Below are 21,361 nucleotides of genomic sequence, written 5' to 3' on the forward strand. Positions count from 1 at the left end.
TCGCACGACGCGCACCTTCGGACTTTCCCTTCAATGGCCTACGCCTAGTATGGTCCGACCATAGAAACCTCATAGTGAACGCGACGGCCCCGGCCCGCCGCGAAGAACCCGACCGAGGAGGCTCCATGCGCATCGGACTCTTCGCCACCTGTCTGGGAGACACGCTCTTCCCCGACGCGGTGAAGGCCACCGCGATCCTGCTCACGCGCCTGGGCCACGAAGTGGTGTTCCCACCGGGCCAGACATGCTGCGGGCAGATGCACATCAACACCGGCTACCAACGCGAACCCGTGCCCCTGGTACGCGACTTCGTGGACGGGTTCGGCGACGCCTCGATCGAGGCGGTCGTGATGCCGTCGGGCTCGTGCGCCGGTGCCGTCCGGCATCAGCACCGGATCGTCGCCGACCGCTACGGGGACGCCGCGCTCCGCGCCGGAGTGGACGCCGTCGCCGCGAAGACGTACGAGCTCTCCGAACTCCTCGTGGACGTTCTTGACGTCACCAGGGTCGGCGCGTACTTTCCGCACCGGGTGACGTACCACCCCACCTGCCACTCGCTGCGGATGCTCCGGGTCGGCGACAAACCGCTCCGGCTCCTGCGCGCGGTAGAGGAGATCGACCTCGTCGAGCTGCCGGGGGCCGACTCCTGCTGCGGATTCGGCGGCACCTTCGCACTCAAGAACGCCGAGACCTCCACCGCGATGCTCCACGACAAGACGGCAAGTATCACGGCCACCGGGGCGGAGGTCTGCACCGCCGGGGACTCCTCCTGCCTGATGCACATCGGCGGCGGGCTCTCCCGGATCCGGTCCGGGACCCGCACCCTGCACCTCGCCCGGATCCTCGCCGCGACCCGCGCCACGCCCGACGTCCTGACGGAGGTCACCGTATGAGCACGTTCCTCGGCATGCCCGCCCCGCCGCCGCGCTCCCCGTACGGCACCGGCAACCTCCGCGGCGACAAGGCCTTCCCTCGCGCCGCCCACGACGAACTGGGCAACGACCAACTCCGCCGCAACCTCGGCCGCGCCACCGGCACCATCCGGGCCAAACGCCTGAACGTCACCGGCGAACTGCCCGACTGGGAGGCCCTGCGGGACGCGGGCTCCGCCATCAAGACCGACGCCCTGAACCGGCTGCCCGAACTGCTCGAACAACTGGAGCGCAAGGTCACCGAGCGCGGCGGCACCGTGCACTGGGCGCGCGACGCCACCGAGGCCAACGAGGTCGTCGCCCGGCTCGTGAGGGCCGCGGGAAGCGACGAGGTCATCAAGGTCAAGTCGATGGCCACCCAGGAGACCGGACTCAACGAGCACCTGGAGTCCGTCGGCATCACCCCGTACGAGACCGACCTCGCCGAACTCATCGTGCAGCTCGCCCACGACAGGCCCTCACATATCCTGGTGCCCGCCATCCACCGCAACCGGGACGAGATCCGGCAGATCTTCCTCGACCGGATCCCCGGCGTCGACCCGGAGCTGGACAACACCCCCGCCCACCTCGCCGCCGCCGCCCGCCGCTACCTCCGCGAGAAGTTCCTCTCGACGAAGGTCGCCGTCTCCGGTGCCAACTTCGGTGTCGCTGAGACCGGCACGCTCGCCGTCGTCGAGTCCGAGGGCAACGGACGCATGTGCCTGACCCTGCCCGAGACGCTCATCACCGTGATGGGCATCGAGAAGGTGATTCCGCGCTACCAGGACCTGGAGGTCTTCCTCCAGCTCCTGCCCCGCTCCTCGACGGGGGAGCGCATGAACCCCTACACGTCGCTGTGGACCGGAGTGACGCCCGGTGACGGTCCGAGCGACTTCCACCTGGTCCTCCTCGACAACGGCCGCACCGCCGCCCTCGCCGACGCCATCGGACGCTCGGCCCTCAACTGCATCCGCTGCTCCGCCTGCCTCAACGTCTGTCCGGTGTACGAGCGGACCGGGGGCCACGCCTACGGGTCGACCTACCCCGGCCCCATCGGCGCCGTCCTCACTCCGCAGCTGGCCGGAATGCACGCGGCGAAGGATGACCCCAACAGCTCCCTGCCGTACGCCTCCAGCCTCTGCGGGGCCTGCTTCGACGCCTGTCCGGTCAAGATCGACATCCCCTCGCTGCTGGTTGAGTTGCGCCATCAGCACACCGAACAGAGCGGCGTCACACCGGAGAAGCTGGCGATGAGGGCGGCCGCCGCCGTGATGCGCCGCCCCGCCCTGTACACCACCGCGCAGAAGGCGTCCGCCCTTGGCCGCGTCATCGCGGGACGCGACGGGACGATCTCGCGGCTGCCGCCACCGCTGAGCGGCTGGAGCGACAGCCGTGACACCGCGGCCCCGCCCCGGGAGACCTTCCGCTCCTGGTTCGCCTCCGACGAGGGCACGGCCGCCCTGCGGGCCGCGGCCGCCGAACACGACGCCGCGGCCCCCGGCGGCGAGCACGACGAGAAGGACGCGACATGAACAGTGCCCGCGACACGGTGCTGGGCCGGATCCGCGACGCCCTCGCGCTGGCCCCGGCACCCGCCGTCGTCGTCCCGCGCGACTACCGCACCGGACGTGTCCTGCCCGACGAGGAGCGCCTCGCCCTGTTCACCGACCGGCTCCTCGACTACAAGGCGCGGGTGCACCCCTGTACGGCCGATCGCACCGCCGAGGTCGTCGGCGACGTCCTGCGGGAGCACGGCGTTCGCCGCATCGGCGTACCGGCTGGGCTGGAAGCGCACTGGCTCGACCGGTACGAGGGTGAGGTGCGGCAGGACGACGGCGGTGTCCTGCCCGCACAACTCGAGACCCTGGACGCGGTGGTGACGGCGTCGGCCGCCGGCTGCGCCGAGACCGGCACGATCTTCCTGGACAGTTCGCCCGGCCAGGGTCGCCGGGCGCTCTCCCTCGTCCCTGATCTGCACCTCTGTGTGGTGGACCTCTCCACCATCGAGGCCGGCGTGCCCGAGGCGGTGGCGCGTCTGGTGCCCGAACGGCCGACGACGCTGATCAGCGGCCCGTCCGCCACGTCCGACATCGAACTGGAGCGGGTGGAGGGCGTGCACGGGCCCCGGACGCTGGTGGTGGTGATCCGCACGGACGCATAGCACTGGGGCCTCTCGTTCGGATCATGCTGGGCTCCCCGGCCCGGTCTGATCCGGACGACCGGTTTGGGCGGCGGTGTCCGCCGGCCCGTGATCCATCGTCACCGCAGCACCGCAGCACCGCAGCACCGCCGAACGTGAACGTGTCCAAGGTGCCGTTCAGCGTGGGCCTGGGCCTGATCGACGCCCGCTCCCTGCTGCTGTTTGTCCTGCCCGGCGCCTACCTGGGCCGGGCGTGCGTCGACCGGATCAATCAGAAGGTCTTCGACCGGATCGTCATCGGTGCGACGGCGATCGGCGGACTTCAACTGCTGCTGATCTGATGGTGCCGGGCCGCCGGGCCGCCGGGCTGCCGGGCCGCCTCCTCAGGGAAGCAGCAGCCAGTCCGCCCCCACGGCGGCCAGCAGCCCCGTCCCCAGCAGCCAGCTGGCCAGCCGGGTGCGGCCGTTCCTGCTCAGCTCGATCACCACGCCGCACAGGATGAGCGCGAGTCCGTAGACGCCGACGACGAGTACCGATGACCGGCTCGCGATGCGCAGCCCGAGCACAAGGGCCATCGCCGCCATGCCCACCGAGGAGAGCACGATCCGCAGCCGTCGGGCCTGGCGCGGGCTGAGTCTTTTCCCGTCCCGACCGTCCCGACCGTCCCGATGGTCCTGGCCGTCCTGACTGTCCCCACGTTCCTCACCACCGGGAACACTGATTCCGTCTGTCGCTGTCGTTGTGGCCGCTTCCGTCTCCGAGGCGGCGTCGGCTATCGGGGAGTCGGCGCCCCGGTCATCCCGGTCCCGGTCGGACTGATCGACGTTCGGCCCGTCCTCGCTCTGGTCCCGGTGCTGGTCCTGGTCAGAAGTGCTCATGGAGCCGGATCGTAGTAGCTGTACGGAGCCGGGACCCGCGGACCCGGTTCTTCCGCTTCTGCCCCCGCCTCAGCCCCGGCCGTAGGGCTACCCCCGCAGGCGGGGCGCCTCGGCGGCTGCGTCGACCGTCGGGCCTGCCCCCACCCGGTCCGCCAGCTGCCGAGCCCAGTCGGACAGCGCGGTGACCGCGATCCCGTGCGGCCCGGATCCGGCGAACGGGGCGAGGGCTTCCGCGCCCCGGCGCAGCAGTCGCGCCCCGCCCGCGGTGTTGCCCCGCGCGGAATGGGTCAGCCCCACCGCGAGCTGGGCGAGCCCCCGCCAGAGCTCGCGCTCGTCCTCCGGACCCGACTTCCAGGCGTCCTCGAAGACCTCGTGCGCGTGGAACGGCATTCCCGCGTCCAGCAGTCGCTGCGCCTCCCGGAGCGTCTCCGCGGGCGCGCGGACGACCCCCTCCGGCTGTCGTTCGACGCCGGGTGTCCCGTACGGCAGGGGGCGTCCCAGTCCGTCACGGGGGCGCGCGTTGCGCGCCCGGCCCTCGGCATCACGGTCTCTGCGCGTCTCGTTCACTACTCGATTGTGCCCCGCACCTGCGGAGAATCGTGCGAACCCTGTCGACGAGCACCCGCGCACGACTAGGCTCGACCGTCGAGAAGACTGCCTCTGTGGGAAGGGTGGGCATGAAGCCGTCCCAACCGTTGTACGAGCGTGAACCGGAACTCGCCGCCGCCGCCGAGGCGGTGGACGCCCTGTGCGGTGCGCAGGCCGTCGGCGGACTCCTGGTATTCAGCGGGGAGGCGGGGATCGGCAAGACCGCACTGCTCGCGGAGATCCGGAGGATGGCCGCCGACCGTTGCACGATCTGGTCCGCCCGGGGAGGTGAGACCGTCACCTCCGTACCGTTCCACGTCGTACGGCAGTTGCTGCATCCCGCACTCGACCGGTTCCCGCCCGACGAGACCCGCGCCCTGTTCGGCGACTGGTACGAGACGACCGCCCCGGCCCTGGGCCTCGCCGAGCCAGGAGGCCTGCAACCCGACCCGCAGGGTGTGCGCGACGGCCTGGACTTCGTCGTCGGCAGGCTCGCGTCCCGGCTCAGCCACCAGCCGCTCCTGCTCATCGTGGACGACGCGCACTGGGCGGACGGTGAGTCCCTGGCCTGGCTGGCCTCGTTCACCGCCCGCCTCGGTGAACTGCCGGTCCTGGTGGTGCAGGCCCACCGCCCGCAGGAGCTGGCCGAGCGCGACGCCAACTACATCGCCGACCGCGAGGCCGAGCGCGGCTTCGGCAACCAGAGCACGGTGACCAGGGTCGCCCTGCGGGCGCTGACCCCGGACGCCACCGCCGTACTGGTCCGCGCGGGCCTGGGTGACCATGCCGACGACCCGTTCTGCCGCGAGGTGTGGGCCGTCACCGGAGGCAATCCGTACGAGGCGGTCGAGCTGGTCGCCAAGGTCCAGGACCGCGAACTGCCTCCGGTGGAGGAATCCGCGGGCGAACTGCGCGAGCTCGGCGCGTCCGCCAGGGGCAGCGGGCTCGTCGCCCGCCTGGAGCGGCTCGGCACGAATGCCAACCGGTTCGCCTGGGCCGCCGCGGTGCTGGGTACCGACATCTCTCAGGAACTGGCCGCCACACTCGCGGGAATGAGCTCGGCGGAGGCCGCCGACTGCACGGCCCGGCTGCGCGACGCCCGTATCGTCACCGGCTTCGACCCACTGGAGTTCGTCCACCCGCTGATCGCGACGGCGGTCTACCGCTCGATCCCGTCGGCCACCCGCACCGCCATGCACGGGCGCGCCGCCTGGGCGATCACCCGGGCCGGCCTCGGCGCCGCCGCGGCCTCCCGGCATCTGCTGGAGGTCCACCCGGACGACGACCAGGAACTGGTCGCGCAACTACGGGAAGCCGCCGGCCAGCACCTCGCCGTCGGTGCGCCCGAAGCGGCCCGACGCTGTCTGGAACGGGCCATCGAGGAACCGCCGCGCCCCAAGGACCGGGCCGTCCTGCTGTACGAGCTGGGCTGCGCGACGCTGCTGAGCTCCCCGCCGACCACGGTCCAGCACCTGCGCGCCGCCCTGGACATGCCGGGTCTCGACGACGGGCTGCGGGTCGACGCCACTTTCCGGCTCGCAGCCGCGCTCGCCCACAACAACCAGCTCAAGGACGCGGCGCTCTCGCTGGCCGCCGAGGCGGCGCGCACCGCGCCCGGCCCCGGGCTGATGCGCCTGCAGGCCGCGCACTTCATGTGGGAGGGCATGCAGGCCACGGAGGACGACGGACCGGCCCGCTCGCGGCGGCTCACCCGTAACGCCGACCACCTCAAGGGCTGGGACAACTCGGAGCGGGCGCTTCTCACGCTCCGGGCCTTCGACGCCATGGTGCGTGGTGAGAACGCCCAGCTCATCGTGGACCTGTGCGAACGCGCCCTGATCGACGGCAGTCCCGCCCGGGGCCTCGGCTGGACCGACTCCGAGTGGGGCTTCGAGCTCCCCACCATGGTCGGCATCGCCTACACCTTCGTCGACCAGCTGGACCGGGCCGAGAGCCTCTTCGGCGAAGCGGTCCGGGCCTTCGAGATCTCCGGCTGGAGCGGGGCCCACCTGGCGTTCGCGCACACCCTGCTCGGCATGGTCCACCGCCGTCGCGGCCGCCTCGCCGAGGCCGAGGGCTTCCTTCGTGAAGGGCTCCGCCTCGCGGACCGCGTCGGTTCCGGACTCCCCGTGCACTGGGACGCGGCCTGCCTGCTCATCGACACCCTGCTGGCGCGCGGACGCACCGAGGAGGCCCGCCGCATCGCCGACCGCTACGACTTCGGCCCGCCCTACCCCAGCGCCATGGTCCTGCCCGACGCGCCGTGCATGCGGGGCCGCCTGTTCCTGGCGGAGGGCCGCAAGGAGGACGCGATCGCCGAGCTCGAAGCGGCGGGGACCGCTCTGGAGTCACGTGAACGCTTCAACGGCATCTGGGCTCCCTGGGCCGCCGACCTGGCGCGGGCCCTGGCCGAGGACGACCCGGCCCGCGCGGCCCATCTCGCAGCCCGGAACCGCGTGCACGCCGAGAGGTTCGGCACGCCCACCGCCATGGGCGAGGCGTTGCGCTGCGTCGCCCTCTTCGCACCCCCGGAGCGGTCCGCGCAGCTGCTCGCCGAGGCGGTGGGACACCTGGAGAAGTCCCCCTCCGCCTACGAGCACGCCCTCGCCCGGGTCGACTACGGCATCGCGATCGGTTCGCACCGGGAACTCGCCCGCGCGCAGAAGCAGGCGATGGCCTGCGGAGCCGAGGGGCTGGCAGCCCGCGCCCAACAGGCACGGGCGTCGATTCGGTCCTCGGAGTGAGGTAATGTTTGTCCTGCGCGGTCACCCGGGGCAACCGGGGGAACGCAGCGGGACGTGGCGCAGCTTGGTAGCGCACTTGACTGGGGGTCAAGGGGTCGCAGGTTCAAATCCTGTCGTCCCGACTTGTGTTTTCGCAGGTCGTAGGCGGTATCGGAGAAATCCGGTACCGCCTTTCCGTCGTTCCTGGGGGCCAGTTGGGGACCAGACGGTGAAGCGACGTCTCCCGGAGGGCGGTGCCCGGAGCGACCCCTGGGCGTGGAGCGCTCCGGGCAGGGATCTCCTGCGGCCGTGAGGGCCTACCGGGTCCGGTAGGCGTTGTGGATGGTCTGGGTCAGGGTGTTGCCTTGCTGGTCGATGACCTTGGCCTTGAGCGAGACGCCCTGGCCCGCGGGCGGGTTGGTAACGCTGACAGCGCCCTTGGCGACGGGGGTTCTCGTCCAGGTGGCGCCGTTGTCGTCGCTGGCGTACACGGTCAGGGAGGCGAGCGCGGAGCCTGCCGCCGTGCCGGTGACGGCTACGGGGATCTTCATCATGTCACCGGCCTTCGCCGTCGAGTCGAGGGCGAGTGCCGGGGTGAACCGGACGGCGGAGACCGGCAGGGCGGTACGGCTCCGGGTGCTGCGGGAGGAGAAGGTCCAGTCCGCGGTGACCTTGGTGGAGACGGTCGCCGTGGTGTCGTGGGTCAGGGAGGTGCTCAGCCGGTAGTCGGCCCTGCCCGCGGGGACGGTGAAGGCCGTGTCGCACAGAGGCTGCGGGCGGGAGGCGGTTTCGATGCCGTCGCGGTGGAGCGTGGTGGTGGCCTGTCGGTGTTCCGGGGTGGTGCGGTGACCGGCTCCGTCGGCGAGGAGCGGCAGACAGCCGCTGATCGTGTCGCCGGTGCGGAAGAGGCCGTCACCGGCGCCGAGCGCGGGTCCGTGGACTCCGACGCCGATGTCCCGGGGGTGGCGCTTGCCCGGTTGAAGGCGCAGCGGACCGGTGGAGTAGTCAAGGCCCCATCTGCCGCCCTCGCCGCCCCACTGCTCAAGGCGCAGAGCCCATTCGGCATCGGCGGCGTTGACCAGGATGTTCCGTTTCGCGGGCAGTGGCACTGTGGACATGAGGCTCAGGTCGTGGCCGTCGACGCGGGCGCTGGTGGTGAGTTGTCCCTCGGTGCTGGTTCCCGACGAGCCGAGCCCGAGGGCGAGTGTGGCGAGTTCGACGGCCTTGGCGTGCCGGGTGTAGCCGGTGGGGAATGCGGTTCCCCCGGTCGCGTAGGCGAGGTGGTACTCGGTGCCGGTGCCCGTGCCCGTGCCGGCGGTCCAGGATCCGCCGAACCGCTGGGAGACGGTGCCGGTGGTGAGTTCCGGGCCGAGGTGGGCGGTGCGCACTCCGGCAAACGAGGGGAACGCGACCCCGCCGGGATAGTTCACCTGGCCGTCCCGGACGGTGAACTGGATCATGGCGGAGGTGCTTTTGGCCGCGGGGTCGGGGACGGTCAGCCGGACCGGCTTGGTGGTGCGCGCGTCAAGGGTGACGGTGGTGTCGCCGGTGACGTCGAGTCGCGGCTGGGTGATCAGGTCGTTGCCGAGGGAGCTGTCGGCGGGGTCGGCGTAGATGGTGCTGCTGAGGATGTACCCGCCCTTGGGTACTCGGGCGGTGTAGCTGCCGCTCGGGTCGACCCGGTGGTAGGAGCGGCCCTTGGCGGGTCCGCTGACGCCTTCGACGCTGGTCCGGTAGTTGGGGGTCGGCTTCCCGTCCCGGTCGAGATGGCGCACGGTCAGGTCGTAGGACTCGACTTCGCGGTCCACGGCCGCGGGGGTTCGTACGTTCTGGCCGCCGCCGGTCGCGGTGAGCGCGGCACTGTAGGCGCCGTCGAGGGTCCCCTCGCGGGTGTCGGCGGTGACCTCGGCGGAGGCGGTGCCGCCCGCCGGGACGGTCAGCTTCGGCACGGAGACGGAGAAGAGGCCTGTGGGCGCGGGCTTGCCGTCGGGGCCGGCCGCGGTGACCGTGAGATCAAGGGTGACGGGGGCGGCGGCGTCGTTGCGGTAGGTGATGGTCCTTGTCAGGGGCTTGTCGTCGGTGTGTGGCCACCGCTGGATGCCGTACGAGAGCGAGGGCGTGTCGGTGGTGACCGTCTGCTCCAGTGCTCTGGCCATGTCGATACGGCCCGAGCCCTGTTCGAAGGCGGTGTACGGGCCGGGCTTGGCCGACCCGGTCAGTGCGGCCTTGAGCCGGTCGCCCTTCCAGTCGGGGTGGCGCTGTTTGAGCAGGGCTGCGGCTCCGGCGACATGGGGGGTGGACATGGAGGTACCGGTCTGGGCCGTGTACTGGTTTCCGGGAACGGCGGCGGTGATGTCCACGCCGGGGGCGGTGATATCGGGTTTGATCCCGCCGTCGCCGATCCGGGGGCCGCGGCTGGAGGTTTCGTGGAGCGCGTCCTGCCGGTCCACGTTGCCGACGGTCAGCGCGGCCTGCGCGCTGCCGGGTGTCTGGACGGTCTCCGCGCCGTACGTGCCGAAGTTGCCCGCCGCGACGGTGAAAAGGGTGCCCGTCTGTGCCGACAGCCGGTTGACGGTCTCCTCCAAGGGGCCGATCCCTGGCGAGTCGGGCCAGCCGATGCTCATGCTGACCACATCGGCGCCCTGGGTGACGGCCCATTCCATGCCCGCGATGGCGTGGGACTCGCTGCCGCCCCCGTCGTCGCCTATGACCTTGGCGTCGATGATCTTCGCACCGGGAGCGACGCCCTTGTACCGGCCCCCCGAGTGCGCTCCCGTGCCGGCCGCTGTGGACGCGACATGCGTGCCGTGGCCGAAGCGGTCCACGGCGTCGGGGGCGTCGGAGAAGTTCTTCTCGGCGATCTCCTGGGAAGCGAGATCGGGGTGGCTCTGGTCCACCCCGGTATCCAGTACGGCGATCTTCACGCCCTTGCCGTCGTACCCGGCCGACCATGCTTGCGGTGCGCCGATCTGTGCGGTGCTGCTCTCCAGTGTGGTCTTGAGAACCCCGTCGAGCCATACCTTCTCGATTCCGGCGGCGGTGGTGCGGTGTCCCCCGGACCGGTCGGTGAGGGCTTCCCACACCTTCGCCGCGTCCTCGGGTCCCGGCGCCCTCAGGGCCTGGGCGTCGAGCCTTGCGAGGGTCCGGCCGGCGTCACCGGCCCGGCCCAGCTCGGCTCTGGCGGCGCCGGCGGCCTCGCCCCGGTAGCGGACGATCAGATGGGGTCCGGAGCGCTTGCGGTACTCCGGGCGGCTGAGTTCGGTGAGGTCGAACAGCCTTGCGTCGAGGCGGCCCTCGGCGATGAGCCGGTGGGCGTCGAGCGGGACGACAGTCGTACGGCCTCCGGCCCGGCCGATCTGGAAGGAGACGCGCTCGCGCCCCTCGGCGCGCTCGATCCCGAGCACTCGGCTGCCTGTCGCGTCGACCGTCACCGTGTCCCCGGTGATCAGTGTGACGCGCTTCTGCTTCCCCCGCTCGCCCTGCTGCTGCGGGGACCGGTCCGCCTCGTGGGCCGCGGAGACCGGCGTGCCGAACCCGGAGCCGAGCGCCATGGCGACGGCCGTGGCGAGGGCGACGGCGCCGGTTCTTCTGACTGAGCGATGCAACATGTCTCCTCTTCCGGTGCTTCCTGTCCCATAGGAGGAGGGAGGCGGGGGCGCGGCTGTTGCCTCCGAGACGATGGTGCTCCTGTCAGATCCCTGTCAGATTCCTGTTCGGGACGGACGCTTCAGATAGATACGACCAGTGCGGACGGGTCCCCGCCACAGCGCCCGCGCCTCCCCATGGCCGCGCCCTGTCCGGTCTGTTCCCAGGTGTGCACGGTTCTGGAACCATCGAGAGGCATCGTTCCTGCAAGGACGTGCGCCCCTCAATCACGGTGTTCGCGGATGTGGCGTGTGTGAATCGACTCATGCGAATTTTTTCCCGGACAGTGGTGGCCACCACTGTGCGCCGCGGCTTCCGGGCCGTCGGCGCCTATGTGCGAGGCGCCCCTGGCACCTACGGTTGGCTGGTGCTGCTGTTCGTGACCACGGTCCTGATGCACCAGATGTCGCCGGAGTTCGAGACCGAGTTCTTGCGGCAGCGTTCGACGAACATCCACGAACTGTCCGATAACCCGGTGCGGGTGCTGATCTCCAGCGCCCTGTGGATCGACGGCGGTAGCTGGCTCCCCTACGCGGCCCTGTACAGCCTTTTCCACGCACCGGCCGAGCGCTGGCTCGGCACCCTCCGGTGGCTGGCCGTCGTCGTGGCGGCCCATGTGCTGGCCACGCTCGCGAGTGAGGGCGCGCTGCTGTGGGCGATCCGGCACGGCCTCGCCCCGGAGTCGTCGGTGAACACTCTGGATGTCGGCGTCAGCTACGCGCTCGCCGGGGTCGTCGCCGTGCTGACCTACCACATCGCGCCGCCCTGGCGGTACGGATATCTGGCGGGTGTCCTGGTCGTCTACACCGTCCCCCTGATCGTGGGGCGCACCTTCACGGACCTCGGTCACTTCACTTCCGTCCTCATCGGTCTGGCCTGTTACCCCCTCACCCGGCACCGGGGGTCCACCTGGAACCCGGCGGACACCTACCGTCGGGGGCTCCGGTCCATCCGCCGCCGAAGGTCCGCCGACAGCGCCACGCGGAACTGCCACGGGCCGACCTGAAGCCCGCCGACTGGTGCGGAGCGTCCCGTCCTTCGGTCTGTCCGGCCCGTTCTCCGGCGGGGTTGAGCCGATGCGGCCCGGCTGGGCGGACGCGTCGCGTATGTCGGCTTCGTTGATCCCGCCCGCCTGATGAGTATCGATGCCCGGCTGGAGCATGCCGCGGCCAAGCCGGTGATCGTCCCGGACACGATCGCCGTCGACCGCGGGAGGGTCTTCATCTCCGACACCTTCGAGGCCTGCCGGTCGTTGGGGGGCTCGGTCCAGCCCGCGCGGCCGGCCACCCCAACCGACAAGATTGTGGTCGCGCGCACCTTTCCTCGATCAACACCTTGTTCTGCCAGCACGTCGCCGGTTACGTCGGGTCCCATGTCACTCGTCGCGGCCAGGACGTCGAAGCCGTCTGGAGCATCGTGGAACTCGCCGACCTCTTCCAGGAATGGGTAATGTGCGCTGGCAGAACCGGCCCCATGACGGGTTGCGCAGTCCGTTCCTGCCCGGCCGGGCGTTGTCGCCGAACGACGTCTACGCGCTGCTGGTCTCCCGCTCGGGGCATCTGCCCATCTGCCTGAGTGGGGACGACTACATCGAGCTGCTGCCGGTGGAGTGGCGGAAGATCAACGACTACGGGATCACCCTCGATTACCGCACCTACGAATGCCGGGAGTTGGGCCCCTATCGGCGCCAGCCGTCCGGGGGCGACGTGAAGCGCAATCTCTGGGAGGTTCATCACGACCTTGACGACCTCTCTCACGTCTGGATACGCGACACCCGCGCCGGAGGCTGGGTCACTGTCCCGTGGACCCGGCTGGGCACGGTCTCAGCCCCGTTCGCCGACTTCACCTGGCACCATGCGAGGTCACTGCTGGCCGCGCGGGGATCGGACAACACCGACGAGGGCGCCATCGCGGCGTGCGCAAGAACGTCAGACCGGCAGAGGATCCGCCTTACCAGGTGAACCTGGACGCTGGCACCGTGCGCATCCGACGCACCAGAGGCGACGGACAAGAATCGTAGGTCTGCCGCGACCCAACCCGGCTGAGCAGGCTGCGCGGGCCTTCGATCAGCCTCCGTCGTCACGGGGCACCGGCCACCTGATCCGATACGAGGCTAAGGAGAGACAGGTCAAGCGGACTCAACCTTGCAGCTGAGCACCCCACTCACAGAAACTGCCACCTTCAGTGAGAACTGTGGAAGCAGGCGTCTCACCATCCTGACGAAGGCCAGGTCGAGAACCACCGCCCCCGCCATGGTCAACGAGACGCACACCTGAGGCTGTCGGCGCCTCTTTCAAGACGCAGTGCCTCCCCCTCCATGAATCGCAGATCAACCTGTCACCCAGCAGGTCAACAACCCCACCTCCGCAAGATCTCATGAGACGGGACACTCGCCTCGGGAAAATCGCTGGCGGGGGCGGAGCCCGCGAAGAAGGATCTCACCGTGACACTTCACAAGAACGAGATCCATGCGGACGAGGCGGTGGTCCGGTCGCTGCTGCGCCAGCAACGGCCGGAATGGGCAGACCTCACCATCTCGCCGGCCGGTGCGGGCACGGACAACACGATGTACCGGCTCGGCGACCGGCTACTCATGCGGCTGCCGCGCACCTCGGACAACGCGCAGGCCGTCCGGAAGGAGCAGACATGGCTGCCGCGACTGGCGCCACATCTTCCCTGCCGCATCCCGGAGCCGGTGCACGAGGGCACTCCGAGTTCCGCATTCCCGCTCGCCTGGTCGGTGTACCGCTGGATCGACGGCGATGAAGCCGGCCCGGGCTCGGTCACCGACTGGCCCTCCTTCGGGGCCGATCTTGCGGCGATCGTGCAGAGCCTGCATTCCGTCCCCCTGATGGGAGCCACTCGGCAGGACGCACTCAGCTGGTACCGCGGCGGTGGCCTGCGTGCCTGTGACCGCTGGATCAGCGTGTGCTTCGACAACTGCCTGACGATCGAGGGCGTCGACCTGGACATCCCTCACCTGCGACAGCTGTGGCAGAGTGCGCTCGCCCTGCCCGAGCCGTCCGGCCGCCAGGTGTGGCTCCACGGAGACCTCAAACCCAGCAACCTTCTGGTCCAGCAAGGCAAGCTGCACGGGGTCATCGACTTCGGATGCCTGTCGGTCGGCTTGCCCGACGCCGAGCACTCACCTCTGTGGGATCTTCCACCCCAGGCCCGACAGACGTACTGGGACGCCATGAGCCTCGACGATGTGACATGGCTGCGTGCCCGGGCGTGGGCCATCGCTGTCGGAGTCAGCGGGGTGTCGTACTACTGGGGCACCTACCCCCTCTTCGTCAGCGATTGCCTGTCGCGTCTTCACGCGATCCTGGAAGCTGCCGGCGAGAGATGAACAGGTCTCGGACGGAACATCGCCACGAGCTCCAGTTCCGCAGAAGCCGGCCCGCTCGAGAACGACATCCGACTCGATTCCCACATCACCTGGCAACCAAGCAGGTTGGAGACCTGCCGGCTGCCAGTTCAGAAGCGACGGGACAAGAGCGTTGCCGGGTCACAGAAGTTGGGCCAGAACCACTACTGGTGAATAGAGCCACCCGACGAAGGCGCAGACATAGGCGACCACGAGGGTGCGCGGTCGACCCAGAACGATCTCCGCGGTACCGAAGACCAGCAGCACCTGTGCCAGCGCACCTCGCGTCGGCAGTCTGAGCGCGGGCACGAAGAGCGAGGCCGGGGTGAGGAGCAGGGCGAGCCAGACCGGGTCCGTCGCACGGACGAACCCGATGTCCTGGACGAGGCCGTGACCCCACTCCTGATTCTGAATGGAGTCGAAGAGCGCGATGAGGGCCATCGAGATGAGCGTCAGCGGGATCGCCCGCCACCCCGGGCGACCAGCGCGTTCCGCGCGGCCTCGTAGAACGGTCCCCACTCACACCGGGTGAGCGAGGCCGCCCGGCTCAACGGCGGGTCTCCAGGTGTGCGCGATGCAGCCGCTTCGGTGGTCCGGTTGTCTCCAGAAAGCCCTCGGCCCGGGCGCTCGCCCCTCCGATCCGCGGCAGATCGGTGCTCTTGTCGGCGTACGCCTGAACGTGGCTCCGGCAAGAGGTTCGTAACCGGAGATAGTCCTGGGGCGGCGGCCAGCTGGCTTACTGGCGGGCAAACTCTAGCTGGGTTCTGTTGAACTGCCCTTGCTGTTTGCGCAGTTGGCCACTGTTTTGGTTGTTTCGGTTGAGGTTTCCGATTCTGTCGTGGCGGTTCGTGCCCGCACACGGTCCGGTGTTCCAGCGGCGTGTACGGGCTGCGGCCAGTCGAGCGAGTGGTGCCACAGCTGCCACGTGCGGCATCTCGCCGATCCCGCGATCGGCGTCCGGCCCGTCCGAATCGACCTGTCCGTACGCCGCTTGTACTGCGAGAACACGGCCTGTCCGAAGGTGCCCTTCGCCGAGCAGGTGCCCGGGCTGACCGTGCGCTACCAGCGGCGCACTCCGCTGTCGCAGCAGCTGGTCGAGGCCATCGGCGTGCTGCCGGGCGGCCGGGGCTCGGCTGCTGCGCGTCGCGCTTTCGCGGTCCACCGTGTTCTCCCCGCTGATGCGGGTGCCGCTGCCGCCGCCGGTCACGCCCCGGGTGCTGGGGGTGGACGACTTCGCGCCGTACAGCGGCACCTACTGCGCGCTGCTGGTCGACGCCACGACACGGCTCCCGCTGACGCTCTGGTAGGGCAGGGAAGCCGAACAGCTCAGCCGATGGCTGCGCGGGCATTCCGGCATCGAGGTCGCCTGCCGCCACGAACGCTCGCTTACAGGCAGGGGATCGCCGACGGTGCCCCCGATGCGGTCCAGGTCAGCGACCGCTTCCACCTGTGGCAGGGCCTGTCCCGGCGGTTCCAGAACATCGCCGCCGCCCACCGCGGCTGCCTGCCCGCAGCACTTCCTGCCCCCGATCCTGTCGGGCCGGGACCCGCTCAGGCAGTGGACGCCGACCCCGAGCCGGTGGACGCCCTCGCCGGTGGACACGCACGCCGGCTGTTCGAAGCCGTCCTCGCGCTCACCGATACGGGCCGGCCCTACGCTGCCGTGGCCCGTGAACCAGGCCGTGTATCGGAAGTACGTGGGGCCCCGATCTGGCGCCTCGCGTGGCGTGACATCCTTGGTCGGTGTTCTCATCCGATCATGCGGGCGTCGTGTTCTTCGATATCGATGGCACCCTCGTCCCAGGCACGAGCTCGTCGGTCTTTCTGGCCGGTTTCCTTGGCCATCAGGACGAGTTGGCCAAGGCCGAAGACGCTTACGCCTCCGGCGACCTGGACAATCGAGAAGTCTCCGAGCTGGATGCCAAGGGCTGGGCGGGCGTGCTGGAAGAACAAGTCTCCGGCTGGCTCGATGGGCTTCCCTTGGTCTCGGGCATCACGGAGACCGTGGGCTGGTGCCGGCGAAACGGGTTGGTGCCCGTGCTGGCAACTCTCGCCTGGTCGCCGGTCGGCAGCTACCTGACTGACCGCTTCGGCTTCCACGCGTTCAGCGGGCCTCGGCTGGAGACCACCGACGGCCGGTTCACCGGCCGCGTCGCCTGCCACTTCGACGAGTACAACAAACGAGACTTCGCCCTCGCGAAGGCACGAGAGCTGGGGTTGGCTCCTGGCTCGTGCGGGGCCGTCGGAGACAGCCGCTCCGATCTGCCCCTATTTGCTTCCGTTGGGCTGAGTGTGGCGTTCAATGCCTCGGCAGGAGCACAGGCGGCTGCAACCGTGACGGTGGACGACGGCGACCTACGAGGCGTGCTACCCGCCCTGGGCCGCTTGGTCACAGCCACTCGTCAAATCCGTTCTCCCGTAGCAACCTGCCCACAGTCGGCGCTGACGCGGGATGACCTTGTCGCGTCAGCGCCCCGGCCAGAGACCGCAGCGACTTGATCGTCCGGGCGCAGCGGCGACATTAGATCGTCCCGCTCATCCAGCTCGACCAGCGACAGCGACGCCGGAACGAGCAGCGGGAGTGTCGTGGTCATGGTCCCGCCTCTCCCGTGCTCTGCCCTGTGCCCTTTTCCGTGCCGCTCCTCCGGGCCCCTGCCCTGGTCTTTCCTGAGTGTCTACGGAGAGTCAACGGCTCGGGGAGCGTAAGCGCACAGGAAGGTGTCGACCGCGGCCCGCCCCACGGTGCGCAGTTCGGCGTCGGACACCTTGCGCGTGCCCAGCCGGGTGCGCAGCTCCATCGGGCCCGTGAGCAGCGCGAGGAACTGCTCGGCGGCCAGGTCGGGGGCGCTGGTGTGCAGGCGTCCGGAGAGCGCGAGGCGTGCCAGACGGTCGGCAAGTGCGTCGTGGAGGCGCTGCGCGCCCTCGCGCTGGATGGTCTCCAACAGGTCCGGAAACCTGGCGGCTTCGGCGTTGAGGAGCCGGCGCAGCGCCTGGGACTCCGGGTCGCAGTGGTTCTTCAGAATGCGGTGGCCGACTTCCTCCAGCATGGGGCGCACATCATCGTCAGGCTCCCGGAGCTGCTCGAGTGCCGCCAGTCCCGCGCCGCTCGTACGGCCGACGGCGGCCAGCATCGCCTCGCGGAACAGCGTCTCCTTGTCCCCGAGGTGGTTGTAGATGGTGGGTTTGGCCACACCCGCCTCGGCCGCGATCTCCCGTACGCAGGACTTTCCGTACCCCTCACGGGCGAACGTCCTGAACGCGGCTTCGAGGATCGCCTGCCGCTTGTCGATGCGCCCGCGCGGCGCCTCACGTCTGGTCACGTTATCCCGGACTGTTACGGCTCATCGGGGTGACCCTGCTGGGTGGGATCATGGGGATCCTCGACAGCACGATGGTCACCGTTGCGGCCTATACCCTCGCCGACGAGTTCAACACTTCGCTCAACTCCATCAGTTGGGCGACAACCGGCAACCTGCTGGCGCTCACGGTCACCATCCCCATCACGAGCTGGGCGGTCGGCCGGTTCGGCGTCAGGAAGCTCTGGCTGTTCGGACTGGTGCTGTTCCTGCTCGGCTCGCTCGCCTCGGCGCTCGCCTGGAACGTGGAGAGCCTGGTCGCCTTCCGGGTCGTCCAGGGTGCGGGCGCCGGCGTCGTCGACCCGCTGGTCCTGGTGATCCTGGCCCGTGCGGCGGGCCCCAGCCGGGCGCTTGGTGGCCGCGTCCACTTCCTGGGCCTCGATGAGTTTCCGTAGCTCCGGCAGGGTCTTCTTCGATGCCTGTTCGATGTAGAGGGTTCCGCCGGCCGGATGGTCCACGGTCACGGCGTAGACGGGGTCCACACCCTCGATCCCGTACACGGTTACCGGCTCCGAAGTCGCTTGCCGTTCCTTGTTGTTGGGAGTGTCCTCACACCCGGGGATAGTGCCTGCGCCCAGCCGTCTGCCCGCCCTGACGTCGTCGCTGTCGCCTTCGTCATCGGGATAGAGCCCGTGGCCGAGATAGGTGCGGCCCTCGTACTCGAGCCGGGCCGCGCAGGAACCCTTTGCACCACCTTGCGTGGTGCCTGCCCCCGCACAGGACGTGGACATGACCAGGGCCGCCGCCGCGAGCGCCGCCCGCACACTCACAGACCGCGCGAACCTTCCGCGCGCTGTCCAACTGACCGTCTGTATGCCCGTCATGAACCGACCTCCCTCAGCCGCCGCTGCCTGCCGCACCTTCGACGCCACAAGGCCGCGAAGAGTTCCCTCGTTCTCCTACGGCACGATGAGAGCTGTTGAACCATCCTCAGCAAGGGTGCCGACAGCTCCACCGGACGGTCGGCGAACTTCGACGCTGCTGCCGTCTGTCGAGCTCCGACCCTGAGGGCGCGGTGCTATGGAAAGGGATGGCCCATGCCCCTGGGAGTCAAAGGGCCGCAGGTTCAAACCCTGTCGTCCCGACTGGGGACAGTCGCAGATCAGGGCCGGTTTCGGAGCAATCCGAAACCGGCCTCGGCTGAACTGGGACCGCCGTCCGGCGTTTGGATGTCCGCGGCCGACGGCCACGTCATCAGCCATCTCCTGTCGCCTGGGCGACGGCCTCGCGGTGATTCTTCTCAGTGCGCGGCGGGGCACGCCACCGCACCCCGGTTCATGCGTCGGATGCCTCGCCCATCGCCACGGCGATCCTGCGCGGGCCTGTGAACGGCTCACGGCCGTGGGAGACCAGCATGTTGTCCACCACCAGGAGGTCGTCGCGCTGGTAGTCGAAGCGGGTCGATGCCTGGCGGTAGCAGTCGCGGAGGTGGTCGGTGACCTCGTCCGGGATCGGTTCGCCGTCGCCGTAGTACGTGTTGTTCGGCAGGCCGTCCTCCCCACAGATCTCCAGCAGCCCGCTGCGGGTGGGCGCGGGGAGGCTGCTGACGTGGAAGATGACGACGTGGTTGAACCAGACGGTCTCGCCGGTGACGGGGTGCTGGTGGACGGGTTCGCGCACCGCCCGGGTGCGCAGGCCGTCCTTCCCGATCCACTGCGCTTCGATGCCGCCCTTGGCGCAGAGCTGTTCGACCTCGTCGCGGTCCTTCGTATGGAAAGCCTGCCACCAGCGCAGCCCGATGTCGTCCCGGTAGTTGCGGACCGCCATCCACTTGCGGCGGACGAACTCCTCACGGACGGAGGGATCGATCAGGTCATGGACCGCACGAGTGGAGGAGAGCGGGGTGGCGCCCTGCGTCAGGGGCGGCTCGACGCAGTGGAAGTAGAGAACCAGGGGCCAGGTGGCCTGGTACGACATCTCATTGTGCAACGGGATCTCGGCCTTGGCCGGATACTCCGTCGAGGTGTAGACCTTGCCCTTGATGACGCTCCGGGGCGAAGACTGTTCCGTATAGGTGAGCGGGGGACCGGAGAGCTCACGTACCGCGCCTTCGAAGCCGTCCACCCCGCCGATGTCGAAGCCACGCAGGAGCAGTGCTCCGTGCTGGTGCAGCAGTTTCCGGAGATCCGCGCGGTCGTGGCGGAGGGTCTCGGAGACCGGGCCCCCATCACCTTGGATCGTCAGAGCGAGCGTCGAACCAGCCATCAACGTGTTCTCCTGTCGCCTTGGTCCGGCGGCGGTACGCCGCCGACGCCTTCGTCGGCTCATCCGCGCGATGAGCCGGCCGAGGTGCTTCGGGGTAGGGATCGGAGTCGGGGTAAGGGTCGGGATCGGAATCGGGCTGTCAGGCATGACCGGACTCTCAAGTAAAGTTAGCCTAACCTAAAATCGCCGCGCCTTGAAGGGGTGCGATCTTGCGGGGGTGGATCAAGTGACGTGCTCTGCACAGCCGTTGACGAGATGTCGGTAAGAGGGAACTGCCCTTCGGTCTTTGCCAAGGCGAGCCTTACCTGATTAGGGTCTGCCCCTGCGACCCGCACACCGTGGACGGAGCCTCACGCCGGAGGCCTCGTGCATGGGGTTTCGCACCTGAGGAAGGCCGCGTCCCACCGTCACGGTGTGGTCGGCGGTTCACCGCTTTGACACTCACAGACAGGGCTACGCCATGACCAGACCGAACGACCGCGAACTCTCGCTGAGCCGCCGAGGGCTGCTCTCGCTCGGCGCGGTGCTCGGCTCGACCGCGCTCCTCGCGGCATGCGGGAAGGACGAACCGGCCAAGTCGACCGGGGCCGGCTCCGCTCCGGGGCGGTCCGGAACGTTCCCTGTCACCGTCCAGGACAAGTTCGGCTCGGTGGAGATCCCGGCACAGCCGAAGCGGGTGCTCTCGCTCGGTCGCACCGACCACGACGTGCTGCTGGCGCTCGGCATCGTACCCGTGGGCGTGTGGCAGTTCCTTCCGGTGATGAAGCGCGGTGTGGGCAGTTGGGCGGAGAAGTCCCTGGGCGGACAGACGCCCGCCTTCCTGAAGCCGCCGTTCGACTTCGAGAAGGTGGCCTCGCTCGCCCCCGATCTCATCGTGAACGTGCAGTCCGGCGGAGACGAGACCGAGTACAGGACGCTCACCGACATCGCCCGCACCGTGGGGCTTCCCAAGGGGGTCACCCCCAACACCGTGCCGTGGCGGGACTCCACCAGGATCATCGCCGGTGCCGTGGGGCGTGCGAAGCAGGGTGATGAGCTGATCGCGGAGACCGAGGCGCTGCTGAAGGCGACCGCCGACAAGAATCCCGCGTTCGCCGGGAAGACGGTCTCCATCCTGCTCGCCTACGGCGGCAAGATCGGCGTCTACACGGTCGGTGACACCCGGATGCAGTTGGTCACCGCACTCGGCCTCAAGCCGTCGGAGTTCGTCCAGGGACTGGGCAAGAAGGAGTACTTCGTCGAGCTTTCCGCGGAGAAGACCGCCGACGCGGACGCGGACGTGGTCATCCTGCTGAGCCAGCAGCAACTGCCCCTGGCCCAGACCCTGAAGCAGTATCCGCAGGTCGCCGCGGTGAAGGCTGCCAAGGAGAACCGGCTGGTCTTTCCGGCGGACCCCTCGGTCGGGCTGGCGCTGTCCAGCGCCTCCGTGCTGAGTATCCCCTACGCGGTGAAGGGGCTTGAGCCGCTGCTCGCGCAGGTGCTGGAGAAGAAGTAGTCGCACTCGCCGCGGCGTCCGGCCGGCCCGGCTCGGCGGCCCCGTTCGGG

At 69.5% G+C, this 21,361-nt stretch carries 16 protein-coding genes, 1 tRNA gene and 4 pseudogenes; 13 read left to right on the top strand and 8 right to left on the bottom strand.

What is annotated here, in order from left to right; all coding sequences use genetic code 11:
• The first annotated feature begins 125 nt into the window (after nucleotides 1-125).
• The 4 genes and pseudogenes from ACZ60Q_RS10850 to ACZ60Q_RS10865 form a co-directional block, all read left to right on the top strand.
• Nucleotides 126-893 carry a (Fe-S)-binding protein gene (locus tag ACZ60Q_RS10850; RefSeq protein ID WP_469631505.1) on the top strand — a complete coding sequence of 256 codons (768 nt, stop codon included), beginning with the start codon at nucleotides 126-128 and terminating at the stop codon, nucleotides 891-893.
• Nucleotides 890-2,443: a lactate utilization protein B gene (locus ACZ60Q_RS10855; RefSeq protein WP_469631508.1), complete on the top strand. Its 1,554-nt coding sequence runs from the start codon at nucleotides 890-892 to the stop codon at nucleotides 2,441-2,443. The genes ACZ60Q_RS10850 and ACZ60Q_RS10855 overlap by 4 nt, the downstream gene beginning before the upstream one ends.
• Complete coding sequence (locus ACZ60Q_RS10860) at nucleotides 2,440-3,072, top strand: LutC/YkgG family protein (RefSeq protein ID WP_469631510.1); 633 nt, start codon at nucleotides 2,440-2,442, stop codon at nucleotides 3,070-3,072. The genes ACZ60Q_RS10855 and ACZ60Q_RS10860 overlap by 4 nt, the downstream gene beginning before the upstream one ends.
• Nucleotides 3,073-3,206: 134 nt before the next feature.
• Nucleotides 3,207-3,392 (top strand): annotated as a pseudogene (locus tag ACZ60Q_RS10865) (sulfite exporter TauE/SafE family protein); the annotation flags it as partial.
• A gap of 42 nt (nucleotides 3,393-3,434) precedes the next feature.
• Here ACZ60Q_RS10865 and ACZ60Q_RS10870 read toward each other — a convergent pair.
• Nucleotides 3,435-3,929: a hypothetical protein gene (locus tag ACZ60Q_RS10870; RefSeq protein ID WP_469631513.1), complete on the bottom strand. Its 495-nt coding sequence runs from the start codon at nucleotides 3,927-3,929 to the stop codon at nucleotides 3,435-3,437.
• Between the two features lie 87 nt (nucleotides 3,930-4,016).
• Nucleotides 4,017-4,496: a DUF309 domain-containing protein gene (locus tag ACZ60Q_RS10875; protein ID WP_469631515.1), complete on the bottom strand. Its 480-nt coding sequence runs from the start codon at nucleotides 4,494-4,496 to the stop codon at nucleotides 4,017-4,019.
• Between the two features lie 110 nt (nucleotides 4,497-4,606).
• Between ACZ60Q_RS10875 and ACZ60Q_RS10880 the strand changes: the two genes are divergently transcribed.
• Complete coding sequence (locus ACZ60Q_RS10880; protein ID WP_469631518.1) at nucleotides 4,607-7,261, top strand: ATP-binding protein; 2,655 nt, start codon at nucleotides 4,607-4,609, stop codon at nucleotides 7,259-7,261.
• A 48-nt stretch (nucleotides 7,262-7,309) separates the two neighbouring features.
• Nucleotides 7,310-7,383 (top strand) — tRNA-Pro (locus ACZ60Q_RS10885).
• A gap of 174 nt (nucleotides 7,384-7,557) precedes the next feature.
• On the opposite strand, the gene ACZ60Q_RS10890 is transcribed toward ACZ60Q_RS10885, so the two are convergent.
• Nucleotides 7,558-10,848, bottom strand: a complete 3,291-nt coding sequence (locus ACZ60Q_RS10890; protein WP_469631521.1) for a S8 family peptidase — start codon at nucleotides 10,846-10,848, stop codon at nucleotides 7,558-7,560.
• A 302-nt stretch (nucleotides 10,849-11,150) separates the two neighbouring features.
• On the opposite strand from ACZ60Q_RS10890, the gene ACZ60Q_RS10895 reads away from it, so the two are divergent.
• The 3 genes from ACZ60Q_RS10895 to ACZ60Q_RS10905 all read left to right on the top strand — a co-directional run bounded on the left by ACZ60Q_RS10895 (nucleotide 11,151) and on the right by ACZ60Q_RS10905 (nucleotide 14,237).
• Nucleotides 11,151-11,891: a rhomboid-like protein gene (locus tag ACZ60Q_RS10895; protein WP_469631524.1), complete on the top strand. Its 741-nt coding sequence runs from the start codon at nucleotides 11,151-11,153 to the stop codon at nucleotides 11,889-11,891.
• Between the two features lie 445 nt (nucleotides 11,892-12,336).
• Entirely contained in the window at nucleotides 12,337-12,846 is a 510-nt protein-coding gene (locus ACZ60Q_RS10900) for a Mu transposase C-terminal domain-containing protein (protein WP_469631526.1), read from the top strand.
• 482 nt (nucleotides 12,847-13,328) lie between these two features.
• Complete coding sequence (locus ACZ60Q_RS10905) at nucleotides 13,329-14,237, top strand: aminoglycoside phosphotransferase family protein (RefSeq protein ID WP_469631528.1); 909 nt, start codon at nucleotides 13,329-13,331, stop codon at nucleotides 14,235-14,237.
• A 159-nt stretch (nucleotides 14,238-14,396) separates the two neighbouring features.
• On the opposite strand, the gene ACZ60Q_RS10910 is transcribed toward ACZ60Q_RS10905, so the two are convergent.
• A complete protein-coding gene (locus tag ACZ60Q_RS10910; RefSeq protein WP_469631531.1) occupies nucleotides 14,397-14,696 on the bottom strand; it encodes a hypothetical protein in 300 nt (99 codons plus the stop codon).
• A 722-nt stretch (nucleotides 14,697-15,418) separates the two neighbouring features.
• On the opposite strand from ACZ60Q_RS10910, the gene ACZ60Q_RS10915 reads away from it, so the two are divergent.
• Both ACZ60Q_RS10915 and ACZ60Q_RS10920 read left to right on the top strand, forming a co-directional pair.
• The gene (locus ACZ60Q_RS10915; protein ID WP_469631534.1) at nucleotides 15,419-15,562 is read left to right on the top strand and encodes a hypothetical protein; all 144 of its coding nucleotides are present in this window, start codon (nucleotides 15,419-15,421) and stop codon (nucleotides 15,560-15,562) included.
• 436 nt (nucleotides 15,563-15,998) lie between these two features.
• Nucleotides 15,999-16,658, top strand: a pseudogene (locus ACZ60Q_RS10920) (HAD family hydrolase); the annotation flags it as partial.
• Between the two features lies 1 nt (nucleotide 16,659).
• Here the strand turns inward: ACZ60Q_RS10920 and ACZ60Q_RS10925 are convergent.
• Both ACZ60Q_RS10925 and ACZ60Q_RS10930 read right to left on the bottom strand, forming a co-directional pair.
• Nucleotides 16,660-16,834: pseudogene (locus ACZ60Q_RS10925) on the bottom strand (ISAzo13-like element transposase-related protein); the annotation flags it as partial.
• A 96-nt stretch (nucleotides 16,835-16,930) separates the two neighbouring features.
• The gene (locus tag ACZ60Q_RS10930) at nucleotides 16,931-17,575 is read right to left on the bottom strand and encodes a TetR/AcrR family transcriptional regulator (RefSeq protein WP_469631537.1); all 645 of its coding nucleotides are present in this window, start codon (nucleotides 17,573-17,575) and stop codon (nucleotides 16,931-16,933) included.
• A 29-nt stretch (nucleotides 17,576-17,604) separates the two neighbouring features.
• On the opposite strand from ACZ60Q_RS10930, the gene ACZ60Q_RS10935 reads away from it, so the two are divergent.
• Nucleotides 17,605-18,006 (top strand): MFS transporter, encoded by a 402-nt coding sequence (locus ACZ60Q_RS10935; RefSeq protein ID WP_469631539.1) that lies wholly within the window; start codon nucleotides 17,605-17,607, stop codon nucleotides 18,004-18,006.
• 42 nt (nucleotides 18,007-18,048) lie between these two features.
• Here ACZ60Q_RS10935 and ACZ60Q_RS10940 read toward each other — a convergent pair.
• A pseudogene (locus ACZ60Q_RS10940) lies at nucleotides 18,049-18,435 on the bottom strand (DUF6281 family protein); the annotation flags it as partial.
• A 451-nt stretch (nucleotides 18,436-18,886) separates the two neighbouring features.
• Nucleotides 18,887-19,816 carry a TauD/TfdA family dioxygenase gene (locus ACZ60Q_RS10945; protein ID WP_469631542.1) on the bottom strand — a complete coding sequence of 310 codons (930 nt, stop codon included), beginning with the start codon at nucleotides 19,814-19,816 and terminating at the stop codon, nucleotides 18,887-18,889.
• Between the two features lie 460 nt (nucleotides 19,817-20,276).
• On the opposite strand from ACZ60Q_RS10945, the gene ACZ60Q_RS10950 reads away from it, so the two are divergent.
• Nucleotides 20,277-21,311 (top strand): ABC transporter substrate-binding protein, encoded by a 1,035-nt coding sequence (locus ACZ60Q_RS10950; RefSeq protein WP_469631545.1) that lies wholly within the window; start codon nucleotides 20,277-20,279, stop codon nucleotides 21,309-21,311.
• The last annotated feature ends 50 nt before the right edge of the window (nucleotides 21,312-21,361 follow it).

The organism is Streptomyces sp. NPDC104313 (assembly GCF_055583985.1).

Bases quoted from the DNA above. Each gene is read 5' to 3' on its own strand.
- ACZ60Q_RS10950 (WP_469631545.1), top strand. From the start codon at position 20,277: ATGACCAGACCGAACGACCGCGAACTCTCGCTGAGCCGCCGAGGGCTG.
- ACZ60Q_RS10945 (WP_469631542.1), bottom strand. From the start codon at position 19,816: ATGGCTGGTTCGACGCTCGCTCTGACGATCCAAGGTGATGGGGGCCCG.
- ACZ60Q_RS10860 (WP_469631510.1), top strand. From the start codon at position 2,440: ATGAACAGTGCCCGCGACACGGTGCTGGGCCGGATCCGCGACGCCCTC.
- ACZ60Q_RS10910 (WP_469631531.1), bottom strand. From the start codon at position 14,696: ATGGCCCTCATCGCGCTCTTCGACTCCATTCAGAATCAGGAGTGGGGT.
- ACZ60Q_RS10890 (WP_469631521.1), bottom strand. From the start codon at position 10,848: ATGTTGCATCGCTCAGTCAGAAGAACCGGCGCCGTCGCCCTCGCCACG.
- ACZ60Q_RS10880 (WP_469631518.1), top strand. From the start codon at position 4,607: ATGAAGCCGTCCCAACCGTTGTACGAGCGTGAACCGGAACTCGCCGCC.
- ACZ60Q_RS10855 (WP_469631508.1), top strand. From the start codon at position 890: ATGAGCACGTTCCTCGGCATGCCCGCCCCGCCGCCGCGCTCCCCGTAC.
- ACZ60Q_RS10870 (WP_469631513.1), bottom strand. From the start codon at position 3,929: ATGAGCACTTCTGACCAGGACCAGCACCGGGACCAGAGCGAGGACGGG.
- ACZ60Q_RS10850 (WP_469631505.1), top strand. From the start codon at position 126: ATGCGCATCGGACTCTTCGCCACCTGTCTGGGAGACACGCTCTTCCCC.
- ACZ60Q_RS10895 (WP_469631524.1), top strand. From the start codon at position 11,151: ATGCGAATTTTTTCCCGGACAGTGGTGGCCACCACTGTGCGCCGCGGC.